At 62.5% G+C, this 18023-nt stretch carries 15 protein-coding genes; 9 read left to right on the top strand and 6 right to left on the bottom strand.

Features of this window, described 5'->3' with window-relative positions:
• Positions 1 to 1095: an ABC transporter permease gene (locus ACSC1P_RS09475; protein WP_435359901.1), complete on the bottom strand. Its 1095-nt coding sequence runs from the start codon at positions 1093 to 1095 to the stop codon at positions 1 to 3.
• 157 nt (positions 1096 to 1252) lie between these two features.
• On the bottom strand, positions 1253 to 3112 hold the full coding sequence (locus tag ACSC1P_RS09470) for an ABC transporter substrate-binding protein (protein WP_435359900.1): 1860 nt from the start codon (positions 3110 to 3112) through the stop codon (positions 1253 to 1255).
• Positions 3113 to 3375: 263 nt separating this feature from the next.
• Between ACSC1P_RS09470 and ACSC1P_RS09465 the strand changes: the two genes are divergently transcribed.
• From ACSC1P_RS09465 to ACSC1P_RS09440, 6 genes are all read left to right on the top strand, one after another.
• Positions 3376 to 3546, top strand: a complete 171-nt coding sequence (locus ACSC1P_RS09465; protein WP_435359899.1) for a DUF7556 family protein — start codon at positions 3376 to 3378, stop codon at positions 3544 to 3546.
• A 209-nt stretch (positions 3547 to 3755) separates the two neighbouring features.
• Positions 3756 to 4175 carry a PPC domain-containing DNA-binding protein gene (locus ACSC1P_RS09460; RefSeq protein ID WP_435359898.1) on the top strand — a complete coding sequence of 140 codons (420 nt, stop codon included), beginning with the start codon at positions 3756 to 3758 and terminating at the stop codon, positions 4173 to 4175.
• Positions 4176 to 9212: a DNA polymerase II large subunit gene (gene polC / locus ACSC1P_RS09455; protein WP_435359897.1), complete on the top strand. Its 5037-nt coding sequence runs from the start codon at positions 4176 to 4178 to the stop codon at positions 9210 to 9212. It abuts the gene before it with no gap.
• Between the two features lie 155 nt (positions 9213 to 9367).
• Positions 9368 to 10150, top strand: coding sequence for a DNA-directed RNA polymerase subunit epsilon (locus ACSC1P_RS09450; RefSeq protein WP_435359896.1), 783 nt, complete (start codon positions 9368 to 9370; stop codon positions 10148 to 10150).
• A gap of 113 nt (positions 10151 to 10263) precedes the next feature.
• Positions 10264 to 10560 (top strand): DUF7130 family rubredoxin-like protein, encoded by a 297-nt coding sequence (locus tag ACSC1P_RS09445; protein WP_435359895.1) that lies wholly within the window; start codon positions 10264 to 10266, stop codon positions 10558 to 10560.
• Between the two features lie 38 nt (positions 10561 to 10598).
• Positions 10599 to 11543, top strand: coding sequence for a ketopantoate reductase family protein (locus ACSC1P_RS09440; protein ID WP_435359894.1), 945 nt, complete (start codon positions 10599 to 10601; stop codon positions 11541 to 11543).
• A gap of 22 nt (positions 11544 to 11565) precedes the next feature.
• Here ACSC1P_RS09440 and ACSC1P_RS09435 read toward each other — a convergent pair whose 3' ends face one another.
• The 3 genes from ACSC1P_RS09435 to ACSC1P_RS09425 all read right to left on the bottom strand — a co-directional run bounded on the left by ACSC1P_RS09435 (position 11566) and on the right by ACSC1P_RS09425 (position 14576).
• Positions 11566 to 12603: a lysylphosphatidylglycerol synthase transmembrane domain-containing protein gene (locus ACSC1P_RS09435; protein WP_435359893.1), complete on the bottom strand. Its 1038-nt coding sequence runs from the start codon at positions 12601 to 12603 to the stop codon at positions 11566 to 11568.
• Between the two features lies 1 nt (position 12604).
• Entirely contained in the window at positions 12605 to 14125 is a 1521-nt protein-coding gene (locus tag ACSC1P_RS09430; protein ID WP_435359892.1) for a sulfatase, read from the bottom strand.
• An 82-nt stretch (positions 14126 to 14207) separates the two neighbouring features.
• Positions 14208 to 14576, bottom strand: a complete 369-nt coding sequence (locus ACSC1P_RS09425; protein ID WP_435359891.1) for a NifU family protein — start codon at positions 14574 to 14576, stop codon at positions 14208 to 14210.
• A 157-nt stretch (positions 14577 to 14733) separates the two neighbouring features.
• On the opposite strand from ACSC1P_RS09425, the gene ACSC1P_RS09420 reads away from it, so the two are divergent.
• Complete coding sequence (locus ACSC1P_RS09420) at positions 14734 to 14928, top strand: glycine zipper domain-containing protein (protein ID WP_435359890.1); 195 nt, start codon at positions 14734 to 14736, stop codon at positions 14926 to 14928.
• Positions 14929 to 15185: 257 nt separating this feature from the next.
• Here the strand turns inward: ACSC1P_RS09420 and ACSC1P_RS09415 are convergent, their stop codons facing one another.
• The gene (locus ACSC1P_RS09415) at positions 15186 to 15506 is read right to left on the bottom strand and encodes a DUF5783 family protein (RefSeq protein WP_435359889.1); all 321 of its coding nucleotides are present in this window, start codon (positions 15504 to 15506) and stop codon (positions 15186 to 15188) included.
• A gap of 112 nt (positions 15507 to 15618) precedes the next feature.
• On the opposite strand from ACSC1P_RS09415, the gene ACSC1P_RS09410 reads away from it, so the two are divergent.
• Positions 15619 to 16983: a vWA domain-containing protein gene (locus ACSC1P_RS09410; protein ID WP_435359888.1), complete on the top strand. Its 1365-nt coding sequence runs from the start codon at positions 15619 to 15621 to the stop codon at positions 16981 to 16983.
• Positions 16984 to 17118: 135 nt separating this feature from the next.
• A complete protein-coding gene (locus ACSC1P_RS09405; RefSeq protein ID WP_435359887.1) occupies positions 17119 to 17379 on the top strand; it encodes a hypothetical protein in 261 nt (86 codons plus the stop codon).
• Positions 17380 to 18023 lie beyond the last annotated feature (644 nt).

Raw genomic sequence — 18023 nt, 5'->3', positions numbered from 1 at the left:
TTATTCGTACCCCACACGTGGGTCGATGATTGTGTACATGAAGTCCTGGAGGATGTTCATGAACACGATGATGAGGATGAAGATGTACATCAACGAGCCGACCAGTGGCATGTCGCCCTGGATGGCTGCCTGGAAGAACAGGTAGCCCAGCCCGTTGATACTGAAAATCTGTTCCAGAATGACCGAGCCGCCGATGAGCAGGAACGCCTCGTTCAGGATGATGGGTACCAGCGGAATCAGCGCGTTCCGGAACACGTGCTTCCACACGATTTTTCGCTGCGACAGGCCCTTCGCGCGGGCCGTCTCGACGTAGTTGGAGTTGATCGTCTCAAGCACCGCAGTCCGACCGAGACGCATCTCGTTACCCATCGAGGACGAACCGAGGACGATCGCCGGCGGCAGGACCATCTTCACGGCGGCCATGAAGGTGTCCGTATTGAAACCGAACAGCGGGAAGTCGAACAGTTTCGTCCCGAACAGGGCGATGGTCGTCGTCCCGTCTGGGTCGTAGAACGTGAGCGGCGGCGGCGTCGAGACTGGTGTCGTCTGTAAGAACGTCTTCCACTCGAACGAGACCAGTCCGAACGTCAGCATCTCCGAGTACCGAACAGACTGGCTGAGGACCGACAGGAGGATGACCGCGAGCCAGAAGTTCGGCATTGCACGCCAGACGATACCGCCGAAGGAGGCGAAGTAGTCACTGAGCGTGTTCGGGTTCAGCCCGGCGTAGAAACCGAGCGGAATCCCGATGAAGAGCGGAATCAGCACCGACCAGAAGCCGAGCCACAGCGTACGCGGCGCGTGCTGGACGATGAGCGTCATCGCTTTCGTCTGGTCCTGAATGACGTAGGAGTTGCCGAGGTCGAACATCAGCAATCCAGTCATGTAGTCGATATACTGTTCCCAGAGCGGCCGATCTAATCCGAGCTGTGCCTCGATTGCTTCGTACTGTGACGGTGGCGTCTGTGGTCCCAGAATCGCCGCTACAGGGTCGAGCGGACCCAGTCTGATGACCATGAACGTAATCGTCACGCCGAAAAGTACCACTGGAATCGCCAAGAGCAAACGACGGGCGAAGTACCCCCATCTACTCATGTCAGATTCCTCCGGTGATCCACTTCCATCACCATTGTTCTACTGATAGTGTATTTTGCAGCCATGGTTATGTCTTGCGTTCCTCTCTCACACGAATTGACGTTATAGCCGGCGCTACCGGCCCGAAAAACGAAAAAACGGAACCGAATCCGTTCGCTTAGCTACGTTCGTTGATCTTGACGTTGTTGAACTTCATACGACTGCCGCCACCGGCACCCGTACGCGGCATGTCGACCCACGGGTACGCGAAGCGCTCTGCGACGCTGTGGTAGGCGGGCAGGAGGACCATGTCCTCCCAGTTGGCCTCCTCCATCTTGACGTACGCCTCGTTACGCTTCTGGAGCGAAGCGTCGGTCGGCTCGGGGTTGTTCTGGATGGTGCTCCATGCGTCGGACGCTTCCTGGGCTGCACCGCTCTCTGCGTCGTCCCAGTCCAGGTAGAAGCCCTGTGCACCGCCTTCCTGGCTCGTGTCGGTGAGTTCCGGCACCATCTGGCCGAGGAAGTTGTCTGCTGCGGGCCAGTCCATGATCCACCCCAGCGAGTAGGCGCCGAGGTTACCCTGGCGACCACGGTTGAGGAGCGTCGAGAAGGGAGCCTCCTCGAGCTTCATGTTGATGTGGGCGTTCGTGAGCTTGTCACGAAGGATCTTGCCGAGGCCCTGCCACGTGTCGGACTGGTAGGTCGTGAACGTGACTTCGTACTTGTTGTCCGGGCCGTAGCCAGCGTCTTCCATGACCTGGCGTGCGTCGTCGAGGCGGGTCTCGTTGTACCCGTACGGGTAGTTCTCCTCGGCGTGCTTCGTGTACTCAGGGGCCTGACCCGGGTAGATACCCGGCGGCGTGAGGTGGTACGCGGCCTGGCCGCGTCCCTTGAAGACCTGGTCGACACCTTCCTTCTGGTCCATCGCGTAGGCGATGGCCTTCCGGGCCGGGGTCTCGACGTTCTTCGCGTTCAGACCGATGTAGTACGTGTTGATCGTCGCGTACTGGAGGTAGTTCGCGGTCGTACCGTTCCGCATCGGACCGTACTTACCGATCTTGCGACCTTTGTCGTCCGTGGACTCGATCTGGACCAGGTTGGGGTCGTACTTCGAGGTCGGCATCGAGGCCAGGTCGGAGTTCTTGTTCTGTCCGTAGTTGTACGCGGCGTCCGGGTCAGGAATAACCTGCCAGTGGACACCTGCGATGAACGGGACGGGACCGTGGTAGTCTTCGAAGCGCGTGACTTCGGCTTCCGTGTTGGTCTCCCACTTCCCGAACTTGAACGGACCAGCACCGATGGGGTTCTGCGTGGAGAACTCCTTGTATTCCATCTCGCCGTCGTAGTCGCCGACGTCGCCCACGATGCCCTCCGGAATCACGGAGAACGAGGTGTACGCGAGCATTTCCATCGTCGAGGCGAACGGCTTCGCGAGCGTGAACTCGAGGGTCGTCTCGTCGACGGCCTCGATGTCGAGCGAACCGGGGACGTAGCTGCCCTCGTCGTCCGTCTCGTGTGCGATGTTCATCGCGTAAGCGAGGATGAAGTACGTACGCCGGGAGTTCTCGGAGGCTGCGAGACGCTCGAAGGAGTACACGACGTCAGACGCCGTGACGGTGTCGCCGTTGTGGTATTTGGCGCCCTCCTTCAGGTTGAAGGTGTACGTCTTGTAGTCGTCGGAGACTTCGAAGTCCGCTGCGAGGAGCGGCTCGACTTCGACCTCACCGTTCGGGTAGTTCATCAGGGCGTCGAAAATCTGCTGGATAACCGTACCAGAGGCCGTGTCCGTCGCCTTGATGGGGTCGAGCGTACTCATCGTCGCGTTGATGAGCTGGAACGTTTTGTCGGACAGCTCGCGACCCTCTTCCGGCGGGTCCGTCTTCTCTGTCGCCGATTCCATGTCCGTGCCGGTCTCGGTCGGGTCTTCCGTACCCTCGCCGTCGCCGCCACCGAGGCAACCCGCGACTGCCACTGCAGATGCTGCGCCGCCAGTCGCTTGCAGGAAGCGACGACGGTCAATGCTGGTATTGTCTGTCATCCCACGCACCCCTTTGGAGAGGGTATGGTTAAAATTACCGTTATGGTCTGTAACTGTTTTACATACCCAAAGGACTAAGTATGCGCGTGGAATGTAAATAATAAGTTCGCGGACTACGGCCGAGATACACGGTAACAATTACCTACATGCGAGTGTACATGGAGACTGGCCAGTGCCACCGTACGTCATGCTTGTATCAGTTTCGAAGGAAACCTCGCTGTCGAGTCGATGAGTTTATGGTTGACCATGAGACAGTGGAACATATGGCAGCATCCGAGTCAGGTCCGACGGAGTTCCCCGACGACCACGACGTGGTAGCGTCTGTCGACGACGGCGGGTCCGCGAAGGAGTACGTAATCGCGGACATTACAGCCGACGGCGCCTGGCTCTCGATGCGAGCGGAGGACGCACCCAACCTCCCGAGCTGGCGGTAACGTCACACTACTCGATTCTCTCGGCGACCTGTTTCCGAGTGACGACATCGGGCAATCGGACCGTGAGATTCTGACAACGAGTTGTATTTTCTCGAAATCGTCTTCGGCAGTCTTCCTTTCGGCGTACACTTCTCGACCGTGGCGCGCGGCCTCGCTCTCGGTCACCGCAGGACACTACTTTTTTCCCCTCAACGACCCTCGACGTGGGTATGCACTACCGGGAAGTCTCGACGGCGCGCGAGTTCGTCGTCCGGCTCGAAACGGGCCGCGACTGGCGCGCGCAGACCGAGGAACTGGCCACGGAGGAGGAGATGGACGCCGCGTGGTTCACCGGCCTCGGCGCGGTTCAGGACGCGGACGTCTGGTTCTACGACCAGGACCGACAGGAGTACGACGCGGCGGCTTTCGACGAACCGCTCGAAGTGGCCGCCTGCGTCGGCAACGTCTCCGACCTGAACGGGGAGCCGTTCGCGCACACCCACGCCGTTCTCTCGCGACCGAGTGGGCAGGCGCTCGCTGGACACCTCGATGCGGCGACCGTCTGGGCCGGCGAACTGTACGTCCGCGAGTTCGAGGAACCGCTCGTCCGCGAACACGACGAGACGACCGACCTCGACCTCTGGTTGTAGATGCGTGAGGTAGACGAGCGCTACTTCGAGCGCATCGAGTCCCGGCTCGACGAGGCGTTCGAAGTGGCGGAGACGGCGAAAGCACGCGGGGGCGACCCCGAGCCCGAAGTCGAGATTCCGACGGCGCGGGACATGGCTGACCGCGTCGAGAACATCCTCGGCATCGAGGGCGTCGCCGAGCGAGTTCGCGAACTCGAAGGCGAAATGAGCCGTGAAGAGGCTGCACTCGCACTCGTCACGGACTTCGTCGAAGGCGACGTCGGTGATTACGAGAGCCGCGAAGGGAAGGTCGAAGGCGCGGTTCGTACCGCAGTCGCACTCCTGACTGAGGGGGTCGTCGCGGCCCCAATCGAGGGAATCGACCGTGTCGAACTGCTCCAGAACGACGACGGCACCGAGTTCGTCAACGTCTACTACGCCGGGCCGATTCGCTCGGCCGGTGGGACCGCACAGGCACTCTCCGTCCTCGTCGCCGACTACGCCCGTGCCCTGCTCGACATCGACGAGTTCAAAGCCAGAACCGAGGAGATAGAGCGCTACGCCGAAGAGGTCGGCCTCTACGACAAAGAGACCGGTCTCCAGTACTCGCCGAAGGACAAGGAGACGAAGTTCATCGCCAAGCACATGCCCATCATGCTCGACGGCGAGGCGACCGGCGACGAGGAGGTCTCCGGCTATCGGGACCTCGAACGGGTGGACACGAACTCCGCCCGTGGTGGGATGTGTCTCGTCCTCGCGGAGGGTATCGCGCTCAAGGCCCCGAAGATTCAGCGCTACACGAAGAATCTGGACGAGGTCGACTGGCCGTGGCTCCAGGACCTCATCGACGGGACGTACTACGACAAAGGCGACGACGGCGGCGACGCCGAGGGAGATGCAGCCGATGGCGAAGACGGCGACGCCGAAGCCGCCGAAGACGACGGCAGCGCGGACGAAGCCGACCCGGAACCCGCCGAACCAGACGGCCCGCCCCGGGCGGACCCCGCCGCGAAGTACCTGCGCGACCTCATCGCCGGTCGGCCGGTGTTCGGCCATCCCTGTAGCGAGGGCGGCTTCCGACTTCGGTACGGTCGCTCGCGCAACCACGGCTTCGCAACCGCGGGTGTTCACCCCGCGACGATGCATCTCGTCGACGACTTCCTCGCGACCGGCACCCAGATAAAGACCGAACGCCCGGGGAAGGCAGCCGGTGTGGTCCCAGTCGACTCCATCGATGGTCCGACGGTCAAACTCGCGAACGGCGACGTGCGCCGCATCGATGACCCCGAAGAGGCGAAAGAGGTCAGAAACGGCGTCGTCGCGATTCTCGACGCCGGCGAGTATCTGGTCAATTTCGGCGAGTTCGTCGAGAACAACCACCCGCTCGTGCCGGCCTCCTACACCGTCGAGTGGTGGCGACAGGACCTCGATGCCGCGGGCTGTAACGTGCAGGCCCTCCGCGACTCGCCCCACGTCGATCTCGCCGACCCGAGCGCGGCGGAAGCACTCGACTGGACCGATGCGTACGACGCGCCGCTCCACCCGAAGTACACCCACCTTTGGCACGACATCTCGGTCGAGCAGTTCGACGAACTCGCCGCCGCGGTCGCCGACAGCCACGTCGACGACGAAGACACGCTGCACGTCTCTCGCCGCGGAGACGTCGACAAAATCCTCGAACGACTGCTCGTCCAGCACACCCAGACAGAAGACGAACTCCTCCTCGACGACTGGGCTCCGTTCGTCCTGAGTCTCGGCCTCGACCGCGACCTCGACCGCGATTGGGCACTCGACGACCTCTCTCAGGCGGCCCGTCAGTGGGACGACGGCGACAACTCGGTCAAAGCCGTGAACGAGGTTGCGCCGTTCGAGATTCAAGAACGCGCACCGACTCGCATCGGTACCCGGATGGGCCGCCCGGAGAAGTCCGAATCCCGTGACCTCTCGCCCGCGGTCCACACCCTGTTTCCCGTCGGTGAAGCCGGCGGCAGCCAGCGCTCGGTCGCCGAGGCGGCCAAGTTCGCGCCCGACATGCGCTCGACGCCCGGCGAAATCGAGGTCCGCGTCGGTGACCGCGAGTGCGGCCAGTGTGGCGAACACACCTACAAAACGCTCTGTCCCGAGTGCGACTCCCGTACCGAACCGTACTACTTCTGTCCCGACTGTGAGTCCGAACTCGAACCCGACGATGGTGGCCGCGTCTACTGCGACCGCTGTGAGATGGACGGCACCAGCGTCGACTGGCACGAAATCGACGTGAAAGCGGAGTACTGGGACGCCATGGAGGAAGTCGGCGAGCGCGAGAACTCCTTCCCCATTCTCAAGGGCGTCAAAGGACTCACCTCGACGAACAAGACGCCCGAACCCATGGCCAAGGGCGTCCTCCGCTCGAAACACGACGTGAGTTCGTTCAAAGACGGCACGGTCCGCTACGACATGACCGACCTGCCCGTCACGGCCGTCCGGCCGGTCGAACTCGACGCCACCGCCGACCAGTTCCGCGGCCTCGGCTACGAGGAAGACGTCCACGGCGAACCCCTCCGCCACGACGACCAGCTGGTCGAACTCAAAGTGCAGGACATCGTCCTCTCCGACGGCGCGGCCGAACACATGCTCAAGACGGCCGACTTCGTCGACGACCTGCTCGAATCCTACTACGGTCTCGAACCGTTCTACGGGATGGACGAGCGCGAGGAACTGATCGGGGAACTCGTCTTCGGGATGGCCCCGCACACCTCCGCTGCGACGGTCGGGCGTGTGGTCGGCTTTACGAGTGCGGCCGTCGGGTATGCGCATCCGTACTTCCACGCGGCGAAACGGCGCAACTGCTTCCACCCGGAGACGAAAATCTGGTTCGAGGACGAACACGGTGAGACGCACTACGACGAGGTTCGGTCGTTCGTGGAGGACCGACTCGATGCGGAGACCGCCGACGAGGACGACTTCGGGACGCTCGTGCAGGAACTCGACGGCGAGGTCCTTGTGCCGAGCGTCGACGAAAATGGGGATGTCGTCAGGAAGCCCGTCGAAGCGGTTTCGAAGCATCGGGCACAGGACCGCTTCGTCCGGATAGAAACTCGAAGCGGGCGAGAAATCGAAGTGACGCCAGACCACGAGATGAAACGCTGGTCAGACGGTGTCGAGAGTGTTCGGGCAGGTTCAGTATCCGAAGGAGACTCTCTCCCGATGCCCAAGACAGTGGAATATGAGGGTAGAACACAGAAATTTGACCTTCTGGAAGAACTCATCTCCCTCGACTCGATACCGAATGACGACCTCGTCATCCGCGGGATCGGGGAGACAGACCTGAAACAGATTCTAGATGAATTTACAGAAGGAGAAGGGTACTGTAAGGCGACTGCTGAGGCGTTAGAGGTGAGCCAGTCGACAGTCTACAATTGGGTTTCGAGAGACAGCATTCCTGTCTCTGTTCTCTCGAAACTGGTTGAAGAGGATACTCTCGTCGAACGAATTCCAGACAACGTGTCCCTCGGAGTCCGGCGTGACTCGACCTCCGTTGACCGGAATCTCACGGTTACAGACGAGATGGGCCTCCTATTGGGATACTACGCTGCCGAAGGATTCTCCCGGCGTGAAACTGGTTCATACTACCAGACGACCATCTGTATCCCGGACTCACAGCCCCGAGAGCAAATAATCGAAACCTTCGAGCAGGAGATTGGTGTCGAAGCCTTCGAAGAGAACGAGTGGAAGGTCACCGTGTCGAATCGAATCGTGGCTGTCGTCTTCGAGGAAATTCTGCAAGCAGGCAGTAGGGCGGAGACCAAGTCAATACCCTCGTGTATCGTCTCTTCACCGAAGCAGGTCGCAAGGGAGTTCCTTAGCGGCTACTTCAGTGGTGACGGCTCTACCTCCAGCGACCGAGCAGACATCAGGGCACACACCGTCAGTGACGACCTTGCTGAGGATTTAGTCGCAATGCTGAAACGGTTCGGAATCTCGGCAAAACGATATACAGAGACACGGACCGTCGACTCGGGTGTTGTTTCAGAGTTTTACGACGACTCCCCAATTTTCGACACGGAAGTCCTCAAAATCACGTCTGAGAACGCAGTTCGGTTCGCAGAGCGTATTGGATTCCATCTCGACCGGAAGCGCGACTCGCTCGAAACCGCTCTCGACAGTATCGAAGTACGCTCACAACGTCTATTCGGTGATGGTGGTGATGTGATGCTTGACGAAGTAACAAGCGTTGAGTACACCGATGCAGAAGTCAAGCATACCTATTGCCTGACCGTTGCAGACACCCATTCACTGGTGGCAAACGACCTTTTCACCGGTCAGTGCGACGGCGACGAAGATTGCGTCATGCTCCTCTTAGACGGCCTGCTCAACTTCAGCAAGCAGTTCCTCCCCGACAAGCGTGGGGGGAAGATGGACGCGCCGCTCGTCATGTCCTCGCGCATCGACCCGTCCGAAATCGACGACGAGGCCCACAACATGGACATCATGTGGGAGTATCCGCGCGAGTTCTACGAGGCGACCCGCGAGATGGCCGACCCCGACGACGTAGAGGACATCATGAAGATAGCCGAGGAGACGCTCGGCACCGACCGTGAGTACACTGAGTTCGCGCACACCCACGACACGACGAACATCCACCTCGGGCCGGACCTCTCGGCGTACAAGACGCTCGGGTCGATGCAGGACAAGATGGACGCCCAGTTGCTCCTCTCGCGGAAACTCCGCTCCGTCGACGAGACAGACGTGGCAGAGCGCATCATCGAGGGGCACTTCCTGCCGGACCTCATCGGGAACCTTCGTGCCTTCAGCCGACAGGAGACGCGCTGTCTCGACTGCGGCGAGAAGTACCGCCGGATGCCCCTGACCGGTGACTGCCGGGAGTGTGGCGGCCGAGTGAACCTCACCGTCCACAAGGGGTCGGTGAACAAGTACATGCAGACGGCCATCGACGTCGCCGACGACTTCGACTGCCGAACCTACACGAAACAGCGCTTAGAGGTGCTGGAGCAGTCGCTGGACTCGGTGTTCGAGAACGACAAGAATAAGCAGTCGGGGATTGCGGACTTCATGTAGTGTGGGCGGCCGTAATTCTGTGCCATTCTGTCGCACTGGTTTAAGCTGTTCTGGTCACAACGGCTCATAGTGAAGCATTCTCCCGACGCTCACTCCGCCCAGCCCTGGCTATCTATCCGATGGATTGAACCGTCAGAGGAACGCATTTGCTCCCAATGAGTTACGATGGTGACACCGCGGCCGTGGCATGGGGAGGCGACGACGAGTCGGACCCCCACTCACGGTGGCTCAACGCCGAACCCGGCGACGGGTCGCTGTCGCGCGTGGACGCCGTCAAGGACGAGGTGACGCGCCGATGGGACGTCATCACGCCGAGTGCGACGATGATCGGTCGGGCCACCGACCCGAGTTCCGACCTGCGCGACAGCCTGCGCCGCCTGCACGACGAACAGCACCCGGCGATGGCTGGCCACAGCGCCCGGATGCACCAGCTGGACAAGCTCCGCATCGCCCACGCGCTGTGTTCGACCTTGGACGTGACGCGCTGGGAGCGCGACTGTGTGCTGGGAATCGTCAACGAAGTGGACTTCACGAAGTTCGGGAGCCAGCGCGCGCTCGAAACCGTCTCGCTGGTCGTCCTGCGCTACGTCGTCGACCGGGAGCGACGCGAGCGACTGGGGCTGGACGACACCGAGTGGGTGGCGAGTCTCTCCGAGTCAGAACTGGAAGAACTGTTCGAGCAGTTCAGTTCGCTCAAGGACGACGAAACGTTCCAGAAACTGCTGGCCGTGAACGACCTGACGAAGACGAACGTGAATCGGTTGACGCGCGTCCTCAAAGCGCAGTTGACCGATATGGACGTCGAAGGCGCGGTGCTCGGCCGCGACCCGTTCCGCGACCCGAACCTCCCGGCGGTTCGCGAGCCGGAGCGTGTCGAGACGCGCGAGAACGGGTCGCACTGGCCGACCGGGAACGGCGACGGCGAACCCGGGCTGTAACTCGGCGTCGAAATAGTCTGTGGAGCGGGGAGTTTTTCGAAAATCACCGGATTGCGTCGGGAACAGTCGTATCGACGCGGTGTTTTAAGGTCGTTGCGAGCGTCTACCACAGCATGAGCGAGAGCGAGCAGACCCGGCTCCGGTTCGGCACCGACATCTACACCGAAGACGGCACGAAGGTCGGCACCGTCCGCGGGTTCGACGAGCACGGCTTCTACGTCACGGCCGACGACGGGATGCAGGGGATGAGCATCGAACACATCCGCGCTGGACACGAGTTCGGGGAAGGCGAGTTGATGTGGCGCTGCTGGAACTGCGGCGAGATGGGTCGGCTCGACGGCGACATCCCGGACAACTGCCCGGACTGCAACGCCAGCAAGGAAGACATCTACTACTGGACCGAAGACTAGTCGTTTCGTTTTTGTCGCCACCCTGCGCAGGGGGCGGTATGCGCCCTTCGTCGGCTCGAATCGTCGTCTACGGAGCGGGGAGTCTCGGCAGTCTCGTCGGCGGGCTGTTGCACCACCACCGTCACGACGTGACCTTGGTCGGGCGCGACCCGCACGTCGCGGCGGTCCGCGAGTCTGGCCTGCGCGTCGTCACCCCTGACGACGAGTTCACGGTCGAGGTAGCCGCGACGACCGAGGGTACCGACCTCGACGCGGACCTCGCGCTGGTGACGGTCAAGGCGTTCGACACCGAGTCGGCGGCGCGTGACCTCGCGTCGGGCACGTTCGAGGCGGTCTGTTCGCTGCAGAACGGAATGGGCAACGAGGCGACGCTCGCCCAATTCCTCGACTGTCCAGTGTACGCCGGGTCGATTACCTACGGGGCGATTCTCCGTGAACCCGGCCTCGTCGAGTGCACCGGTGTCGGCGAACTCGTCTTCGGCCCACACGAGGGTGGCGACGGTCCCTTCGACGACGCCCTCGAAACGATGTTTCGCGATGGTGGCATCGTGACGGAACTCGCCGCCGACATGCCGCGCCGCCTCTGGGAGAAACTGGCGGTGAACGCGGGCATCAACACCGTCACGGCGCTCGCCGACGTGGATAACGGCGACCTACTCTCGGGGACGGCGCACGGACTGGCGACCGATGCGGCCCGCGAAACCGCCAGAGTCGCCCGCGGACACGACGTGGCGCTCTCGAATCGCGACGCCGTCGCCGCCGTCGAGTCGGTCGCCGAAGCCACCGCCGCGAACACGTCTTCGATGCGCCAAGACATCCACGCTGAAAAGCGGACCGAGGTCGATGCCATCACGGGCTACGTCGTCGACCGAGCGGCCGAGATTCGCGACGCGGACGTGGCCGTCCCGGTCTGTAAGACGACGACGCGACTGCTCCGGTCGTGGGAAGAAGCCAGAGAGCTGCGGGCCGAGCGAGCCGAGTAAGAAGAGAATTTTCTGAGTCAGGTCAGGCTCGTGCCGTGACCCAGAACGCCGCGACGCCGCCGATGAGCAGCGCGAACAGGAAACTCTCGACGCGGTAGAGCGTCGCGACGGCGAACGCGCTGGACTCTGTGAGCTGTGCGATTTCGATGAGCAACAGCGTGAGCGCGCCTTCAACCGCGCCCAGTCCGCCAGGCGTCGGCACGAGGCCGGCGATGGTCGACGCCGGCACGATGAACAGGACGAGGAGCGGTTTGACCTCCGCACCGGTCGCCCGGGCCGCCGTGTACATCGGGACGGTGAAGAAGAACCAGCCGAGGTAGGAGTAGCCGAGTGCCCGAGCGAGTTCGCGCGGTTCGGCTGCGATGCGCTCGATGGACGCGTAGAAGCGCTCGATTCGCGCACGGATACCGTCTTGACTAACGCGGTCGGTCAGTCGGGCTATCGGGCGAACGATGCGGACGACGCCGTCTTCGACCCACGTCCGGTGTCGCCAGCCGGCCCAGACGATGGCCGGGACCCCGACCGCGAGTGCACCAAGTCCGATGACGATGTTGTCGACCGTGTCCGAACTCCCTGCCGACGACTGGACGAAGATGTAGGCGACGCCGACCGCCGCGAAGTTGAAGAACGGGAGCAGGTTCAACAGGTCGGCAGTCACGACGCTGGCGAGGCTCTGTTCGTAGTCCGCCTCGGTGTCTCGGGCGAGGACGTAGGCGATGAACGGCTCACCACCTGCCTGCCCCAGGGGCGTCACGTAGTTGGCGAACGTCGCCGCCAGATACGTCACGGCGAGTTTGCGGTACGGGACGTGGACACCGCCGACGCGGAGGACGATGTACCACGCACGACCCCACATCATGAGACAGAGCAGGGTCGAGAGACAGCCGAGTGCGATCCAGACGGGGTCGGCACGCTGGAGTTCTGCGATGGTCTGTTCCCAGCCGACGACCGTGCCGAGCAGGTAGACGAGGACGACCGCGATGACGAAGCCGACCCCCATCTTGATGAGGGTCTGTCGACCGAATAGCTCCGCCAGCGAGCCCCCTGACCTTCCAGTCACGCTACTCGATGTACCCGAGGTCTTGCAGTCGGTCCTTTGCGTCGTCGCTCATGTCGCCGAGGACGTCGTCGTCGTCGACCGCTTTCCACTCGCCGCCGACGAGTTCTTCGAACGCAGAGAGCGTCTCCTCGACCTCGGCCTCGACTGGGTCGTCGTCGCCGATGCGGTCGTCGGTCTCGCCGGGGTCCTCGTCGATGCGGTAGAACTCGTCGGTGATGCGCTCGTTGCGGATGTACTTCCCGTCGAGTCGCCGGGCGGCGCGCATGCGGGAGTAAAAGCGCGAGTCCTGGTCGAGCGTGACGTTCGCCGCGCTCGCTTTCTGTTCGAGTTGCTTGAGTTCGACGACGGGCCGGTAGTACTCGACGAACGCGTAGTCGCCGAAGTCCTCGTCCACGTCGTTAGTCCGTGGCGGCGTCACACCCTCGCGGTGGTCGTCCGACAGCAGGGAGCGACTCGTATCGAGGTCGACCGCGGTCTCGTCGCCCTCGGAAACGCCCGCGTGGTCGAGCACCGTGTGGTAGAGGTCCTGCAGTTCGAACTGGTCGTCGTAGCGCCCCGGTTCCAGGTCCGGGTGTTTGACCATACACGGGACGTTCACGAGCGGGTCGTAGACACAGAACTCGTGCCCGTACAGGTCGTGCTCGCCGAACAGTTCGCCGTGGTCGGCACAGACGACGACGAGCGTGTCTTCCCAGTGGCCTTCGGCCTTGAGCCAGTCGAACAGGCGCGTGAGTTCGGCGTCGATGTGGCGAATCTCGGCGTCGTAGAGTCCCTGAATGTCCTCGAACTCGGATTCGCTGATGTCGCGTGCGCCGCAGTTGAACTCCTTCGAGTTCTGGCAGACCTCCTGTGGGTCCACGCCGGGTGCGAACTCTTCGCGGTACTCTTCCGGCGGGTGGTACGGCAGGTGGGCGTCCATCAGGTTGATGAACTGGAACCAGTTGCCGTCGGCGTCGTCGATGAACGACTTCGTCTGGTCGATGACCTGCGGCGTCTTCGAGTCCGCACCCTCGCCGGAGGCGAGGTACTCGTGGGCCATGTTGCCGACCGAGACGAGCCAATCCGCGATTTTACGGAGGCGCTCGTTGTCGTTCATCGTCTTCCACGCCTTCGCCATCGGCCCGGAGAGGAAGTCGCCGGGCATGACTTCGAAGAAGTTGTCTTGGTCGTCGAAGCCGTCGGTCAGGTGCGTGTACGGCGTAATCCAGGCGTTCGAGGAGTAACAGGCGGTTTCGTGTGTCGCAGAGAGCGTCTGGGCGAGCGTCGTCGCCCCTTCGAGATACGGGTTCTCCTGACTGGCCCCGTGCTGACTCGGATAGAGGCCAGTGAACAGCGACGCGTGTACCGGGAGGGTCCACGGCGCTGGCGAGACGGCCTGCTCGTAGACGGCTGCCTCGTCGGCAAATGCCTCCAATCCGGGGGTCGTCGGGCGGTCGTACCCGTAGACGGAGAGGTGGTCCTTCCGGACGGTGTCCATCACGACGAAGAGGACGTTCTGCCCGGTCGTGTCGCTGCGGTCCATATAGGCCCTCCGAGCAAGAGCGACTAAGAGTTGTTGCTTTCTGCGAGGCGTCGAAAAACGTCAGACGTACGTCAGACGGCCGTTAGAACGGTGCCTGCGGTCCTTCGTCGTCCTCGCCGCCGTCGTCGACGGTCTCTCCGGGGAACGACGGGGACATGCCGCCGCTGCCGCCGGCTTGGCCGCCTTCGCCACCCATGCCGGTCTCGGCGTGGACCGCCGTGATCTCGGGAATCTCCTTGACCATGCGGGACTTGATGGCCTGAATGGTCATCGGCGAGATACCACAGCCGGAACAGGCACCACCGAGCAGGATGGTGACCTCTCCGGACTCGCGGTCGAGGTTCTGGATGGCCGCGCTACCGCCGTGCATCTGAATCTGGGGGAAGTTGCGACGGAGGAAGTTGGTCACGCGTTCTTCCAGGTCGTCGCCCTCTGCGGTCTCGGTACTCATACGCGGGGATTGGGTTCGCCCGTCCCTAAAGCTTGCGCACCACGTACGACTGGGCAGACGGGCGTAACGGCGGGGCCGTCGGAGCAATCCGAGAACGGGCGGAACGGGGACCGACGGATGGGGATGATTATTGTAGTTCCGTGAGCATCTGCGACCGATGACCGACGACGAAGCGTCCGGCGACGAGGGAATCGACGACGAGCAGGGAAAGATGATGGGCGTCGGAATCGCACTCGGAGTTGCACTGGGAACCGCACTCGGTGTCGCGTTCGACGACATGGCACTCGGTATCGGTGTCGGGATGGGTATCGGCGTCGCTATCGGTGCCGGACTGGCGGCCCAGTCGGAGTGACCACCCACGGCGTGAGAGACGTTCACGACTCCCGAACAGTTATAGTGGCTCCGGACGACTACCCACCGACATGAACGTCATTGAACTCATCAAGGAGATGTTCGAAGGATTCCGCGAGGGCGGCGTCGAAGGTGCCGTCGCCGAGGGCGCGGAAGAGGTCGTCGAGGACGCGACCGGGCACGACCTCTGAGGACCGCTACCGAGGACTTCGAGTATCGGATCGGTCGATTCGCAGTCGAGAACAGCTGCTGGCCGTCTCAGGTCAGCGAAAAGACGCGCTGCAGCTCTGCTTCTATCTCGTCCAGGTATTCCGCGAGGACCGCGTCGAACTTCTCCTCGTCGACGACGACCGCCGTCAGTCGTTCGTACGGGTTTTCCGGCAGTTCGATGTCGAACTCGCCGTCGCCCTCGTAGTGCGGTTCGGACTCGTTGAGCACTTGCTGGTCGATGGCGTGAATCAACTGCGAGTCGTACGTGTCGTTCAGCGTCGTGAACGCGTTCTTGTACGCCTGCTGGAGTTTGGGGAAGTATTCTACGTACTTCTCCTCCTCGAACGTCTCGGGGTCGAGGTCGGTCATACACGGGGATGGGTGGAGGCCGAACAAAACTGCGGCGTTTCGTCGAGCCCACGGTGAAACCCACGTTTCAGCTAGCCTGCACGTTATCCTCCTGCTTCCCGTCTCTTCTCGTATGGCCCCGCGAAACCGCAGAGCCTTCCTCTCACTCACCGCCGCCACCGCGACAGCATCGCTCGCCGGGTGTAGTGCCGTCCTCCCCGGGACGACCCCGTCGAACAGCGGTCCCGACGATCAACCGACCACAGCCCCGCCCGGTCAACTCGTCGACGACTGGCAGTACGACCCCACCGAACGAGGCACGAGGGCTGGTGGAAAGGGCGGCGCGAACTACACACAGGCCGCGACGAGTGCCAGTGCGGGCGGGAGCGTCGGCCTCGCTGCCGGCGGCGCGAAGGACGTGAACAACTTCCGCCGGAACGTCGAGGAGGGTTACCTGCCCATCCCATCGGACCTGCCCTACGAGGGGCTGTTCTACGACTACTACTTCGACACCGGGTCCGGCACCGCCTGCGACTCCCTCTTCTGCCCGTCGTACTCGCCCGCGGTCACGGCCGACCCGCTCTCCGGCGAGACCGAGTACTACCTCTCGGTCGGGCTGAACTCGGGCCTTGACGCGAGCGAGTTCGACCGCAAGCGGCTGAACCTCGTCGTCGTCCTCGACATCTCCGGGTCGATGGGGTCACCGTTCGACCAGTACTACTACGACCAGTACGGCAACAAACAGGAGGTCGACGCTGACGACGACCGCTCGAAGATGGAAATCGCGAAGGACGCACTCGCCACGCTCACGGAACAACTCCGGCCGGGCGACCGCTTCGGCGTCGTCCTCTACAGCAGTGACGCGGCTGTCGCCAAACCCATGAACCCGGTCGAGACGACCGACATGGACGCCATCCGCGGGCACATCCGCGAGGACATCGAGGCGACCGGCGGCACCAACCTCTCGGCCGGTCTCGACGCCGCCTCCGAACTGCTCGCACCCTACCGCGAGTCCGACCAGTCGACCTCCGAGAACCGCATGGTCGTCCTCACCGACGCGATGCCGAACCTCGGCGACACCAGCGACGACGGTCTCGAAGGCCGTCTGTCCGACGAGGCGAAGGCAAACGTCCACTCGACGTTCGTCGGCGTCGGCGTCGACTTCAATACCGACATGGTCGACCAGATAACCAGCGTCCGCGGCGCGAACTACTACTCGGTCCACTCTGCCGAGGAGTTCGAACAGCGCGTCACAGATGGGTTCGACTACATGGTCACGCCGCTGGTCTTCGACCTCTCGCTCGAACTCGACGCCGACGGCTACGACATCGAGCGCGTGTATGGCTCCAGCGTGGCCGAGGAAGCGACCGGTCAACTCATGAACGTGAACACGCTGTTCGCCTCGCCGACCTCTAGCGGGAAGACGAAAGGCGGCGTCGTCCTCGTGAAAGTCACACCGACCGGAGCGGGTGGGACCCTCAGCCTCCGGGCTGATTGAGAGGACAGAACCGGCGGCGGTGCTGGCACCGAGACCACTATCGAGTTCCCCGAGGACGGTCCCGAGCAGTTCGCGAACTCCGGCGTCCACAAAGCCGTCCTCCTCACCCGATACGCCGACCTGCTCAAGAACTGGATGGTCGCCGAGCGCGAGCACGCTGGCGACCCGCCCGAAGACGGCATCGCCGTCGCAGCCGACAACCTCGGCGAGTGGGAGCGACAGTCCGACCCGCTCACGGTGTCGGCCGCGTACCGCGACCGCTTCGAGACGTTCGCCACCCACTTCGAGTCGGAGATGGCTGCCGTGGGAGACGACTCGCTTCAGCAGGAACTCGACGTCTTGCACGCGCTGGCGACTCACGGAACGACGTCTCGACTCGTACCTGCAACTGACTGATCCACGCCCGAACAGATTTTGTATAGTGGAGTACGATTTATGCTGCTGCTGGCGTCGTTTTCGATAGAACTCACGAGTACTGCCAGAATCGTCCGTAGAGTGCTGTAGGTCGCTGTTCAGCCGAACTGTTCTGTGGCGATGCCGGCTCGAGCCGTTCCGTGAGCACCCGACCCCACTCTCGAGACCGTTCTTTCTGGGCGAGGTCCGCCAGCATCGAGTCTGCGTCGAGAGTGTGCCCGGGTCCGCTGTCGGAGTCCTCGTCGACGAGGCCGACTCGTTCTGCAGCGCAGTTGTCGAACACACAATCGGCACGAGACGTCTGACTCGCCCGGATTGCGTGACTATCGACCATGCGCGAGAGAGGGGAACTCGTGCGCTGGTGATCGCGGCGTCGCCGGTGACAGCCACCACGAGACCGGTGGCTATGTCGGTCAGAACGGTCGGTAGACTGTTCGAGACCTCAATTGTCCCGCGCTAACCCAGCAATACCCGAAAGCGCGTGTTCTTGGGAGAAGATATGCTGGTGACGGGACGACGGATTGACGCTGCCGAACTGAGTGAGTCGCAGCGACTGCTCCACTACGGGCCAGGGAGGTACCGTCAGCCTGCATCCCGTCGGCGAGGGTCGACACTTCGCGCATTCC

It is taken from the genome of Haloarchaeobius caseinilyticus, from assembly GCF_051207395.1.
In the GTDB taxonomy this organism is placed as follows: Archaea; Halobacteriota; Halobacteria; order Halobacteriales; family Natrialbaceae; genus Haloarchaeobius.
This window is presented reverse-complemented; position numbering and strand designations above follow the sequence as displayed.

Coding starts and splice junctions, on each gene's coding strand:
- polC (WP_435359897.1), top strand. CDS start 4,176: ATGCGTGAGGTAGACGAGCGCTACTTCGAGCGCATCGAGTCCCGGCTC.
- ACSC1P_RS09425 (WP_435359891.1), bottom strand. CDS start 14,576: ATGAGTACCGAGACCGCAGAGGGCGACGACCTGGAAGAACGCGTGACC.
- ACSC1P_RS09475 (WP_435359901.1), bottom strand. CDS start 1,095: ATGAGTAGATGGGGGTACTTCGCCCGTCGTTTGCTCTTGGCGATTCCA.
- ACSC1P_RS09410 (WP_435359888.1), top strand. CDS start 15,619: ATGGCCCCGCGAAACCGCAGAGCCTTCCTCTCACTCACCGCCGCCACC.
- ACSC1P_RS09465 (WP_435359899.1), top strand. CDS start 3,376: ATGGCAGCATCCGAGTCAGGTCCGACGGAGTTCCCCGACGACCACGAC.
- ACSC1P_RS09420 (WP_435359890.1), top strand. CDS start 14,734: ATGACCGACGACGAAGCGTCCGGCGACGAGGGAATCGACGACGAGCAG.
- ACSC1P_RS09440 (WP_435359894.1), top strand. CDS start 10,599: ATGCGCCCTTCGTCGGCTCGAATCGTCGTCTACGGAGCGGGGAGTCTC.
- ACSC1P_RS09405 (WP_435359887.1), top strand. CDS start 17,119: ATGGTCGCCGAGCGCGAGCACGCTGGCGACCCGCCCGAAGACGGCATC.
- ACSC1P_RS09430 (WP_435359892.1), bottom strand. CDS start 14,125: ATGGACCGCAGCGACACGACCGGGCAGAACGTCCTCTTCGTCGTGATG.
- ACSC1P_RS09450 (WP_435359896.1), top strand. CDS start 9,368: ATGAGTTACGATGGTGACACCGCGGCCGTGGCATGGGGAGGCGACGAC.
- ACSC1P_RS09415 (WP_435359889.1), bottom strand. CDS start 15,506: ATGACCGACCTCGACCCCGAGACGTTCGAGGAGGAGAAGTACGTAGAA.
- ACSC1P_RS09445 (WP_435359895.1), top strand. CDS start 10,264: ATGAGCGAGAGCGAGCAGACCCGGCTCCGGTTCGGCACCGACATCTAC.
- ACSC1P_RS09470 (WP_435359900.1), bottom strand. CDS start 3,112: ATGACAGACAATACCAGCATTGACCGTCGTCGCTTCCTGCAAGCGACT.
- ACSC1P_RS09460 (WP_435359898.1), top strand. CDS start 3,756: ATGCACTACCGGGAAGTCTCGACGGCGCGCGAGTTCGTCGTCCGGCTC.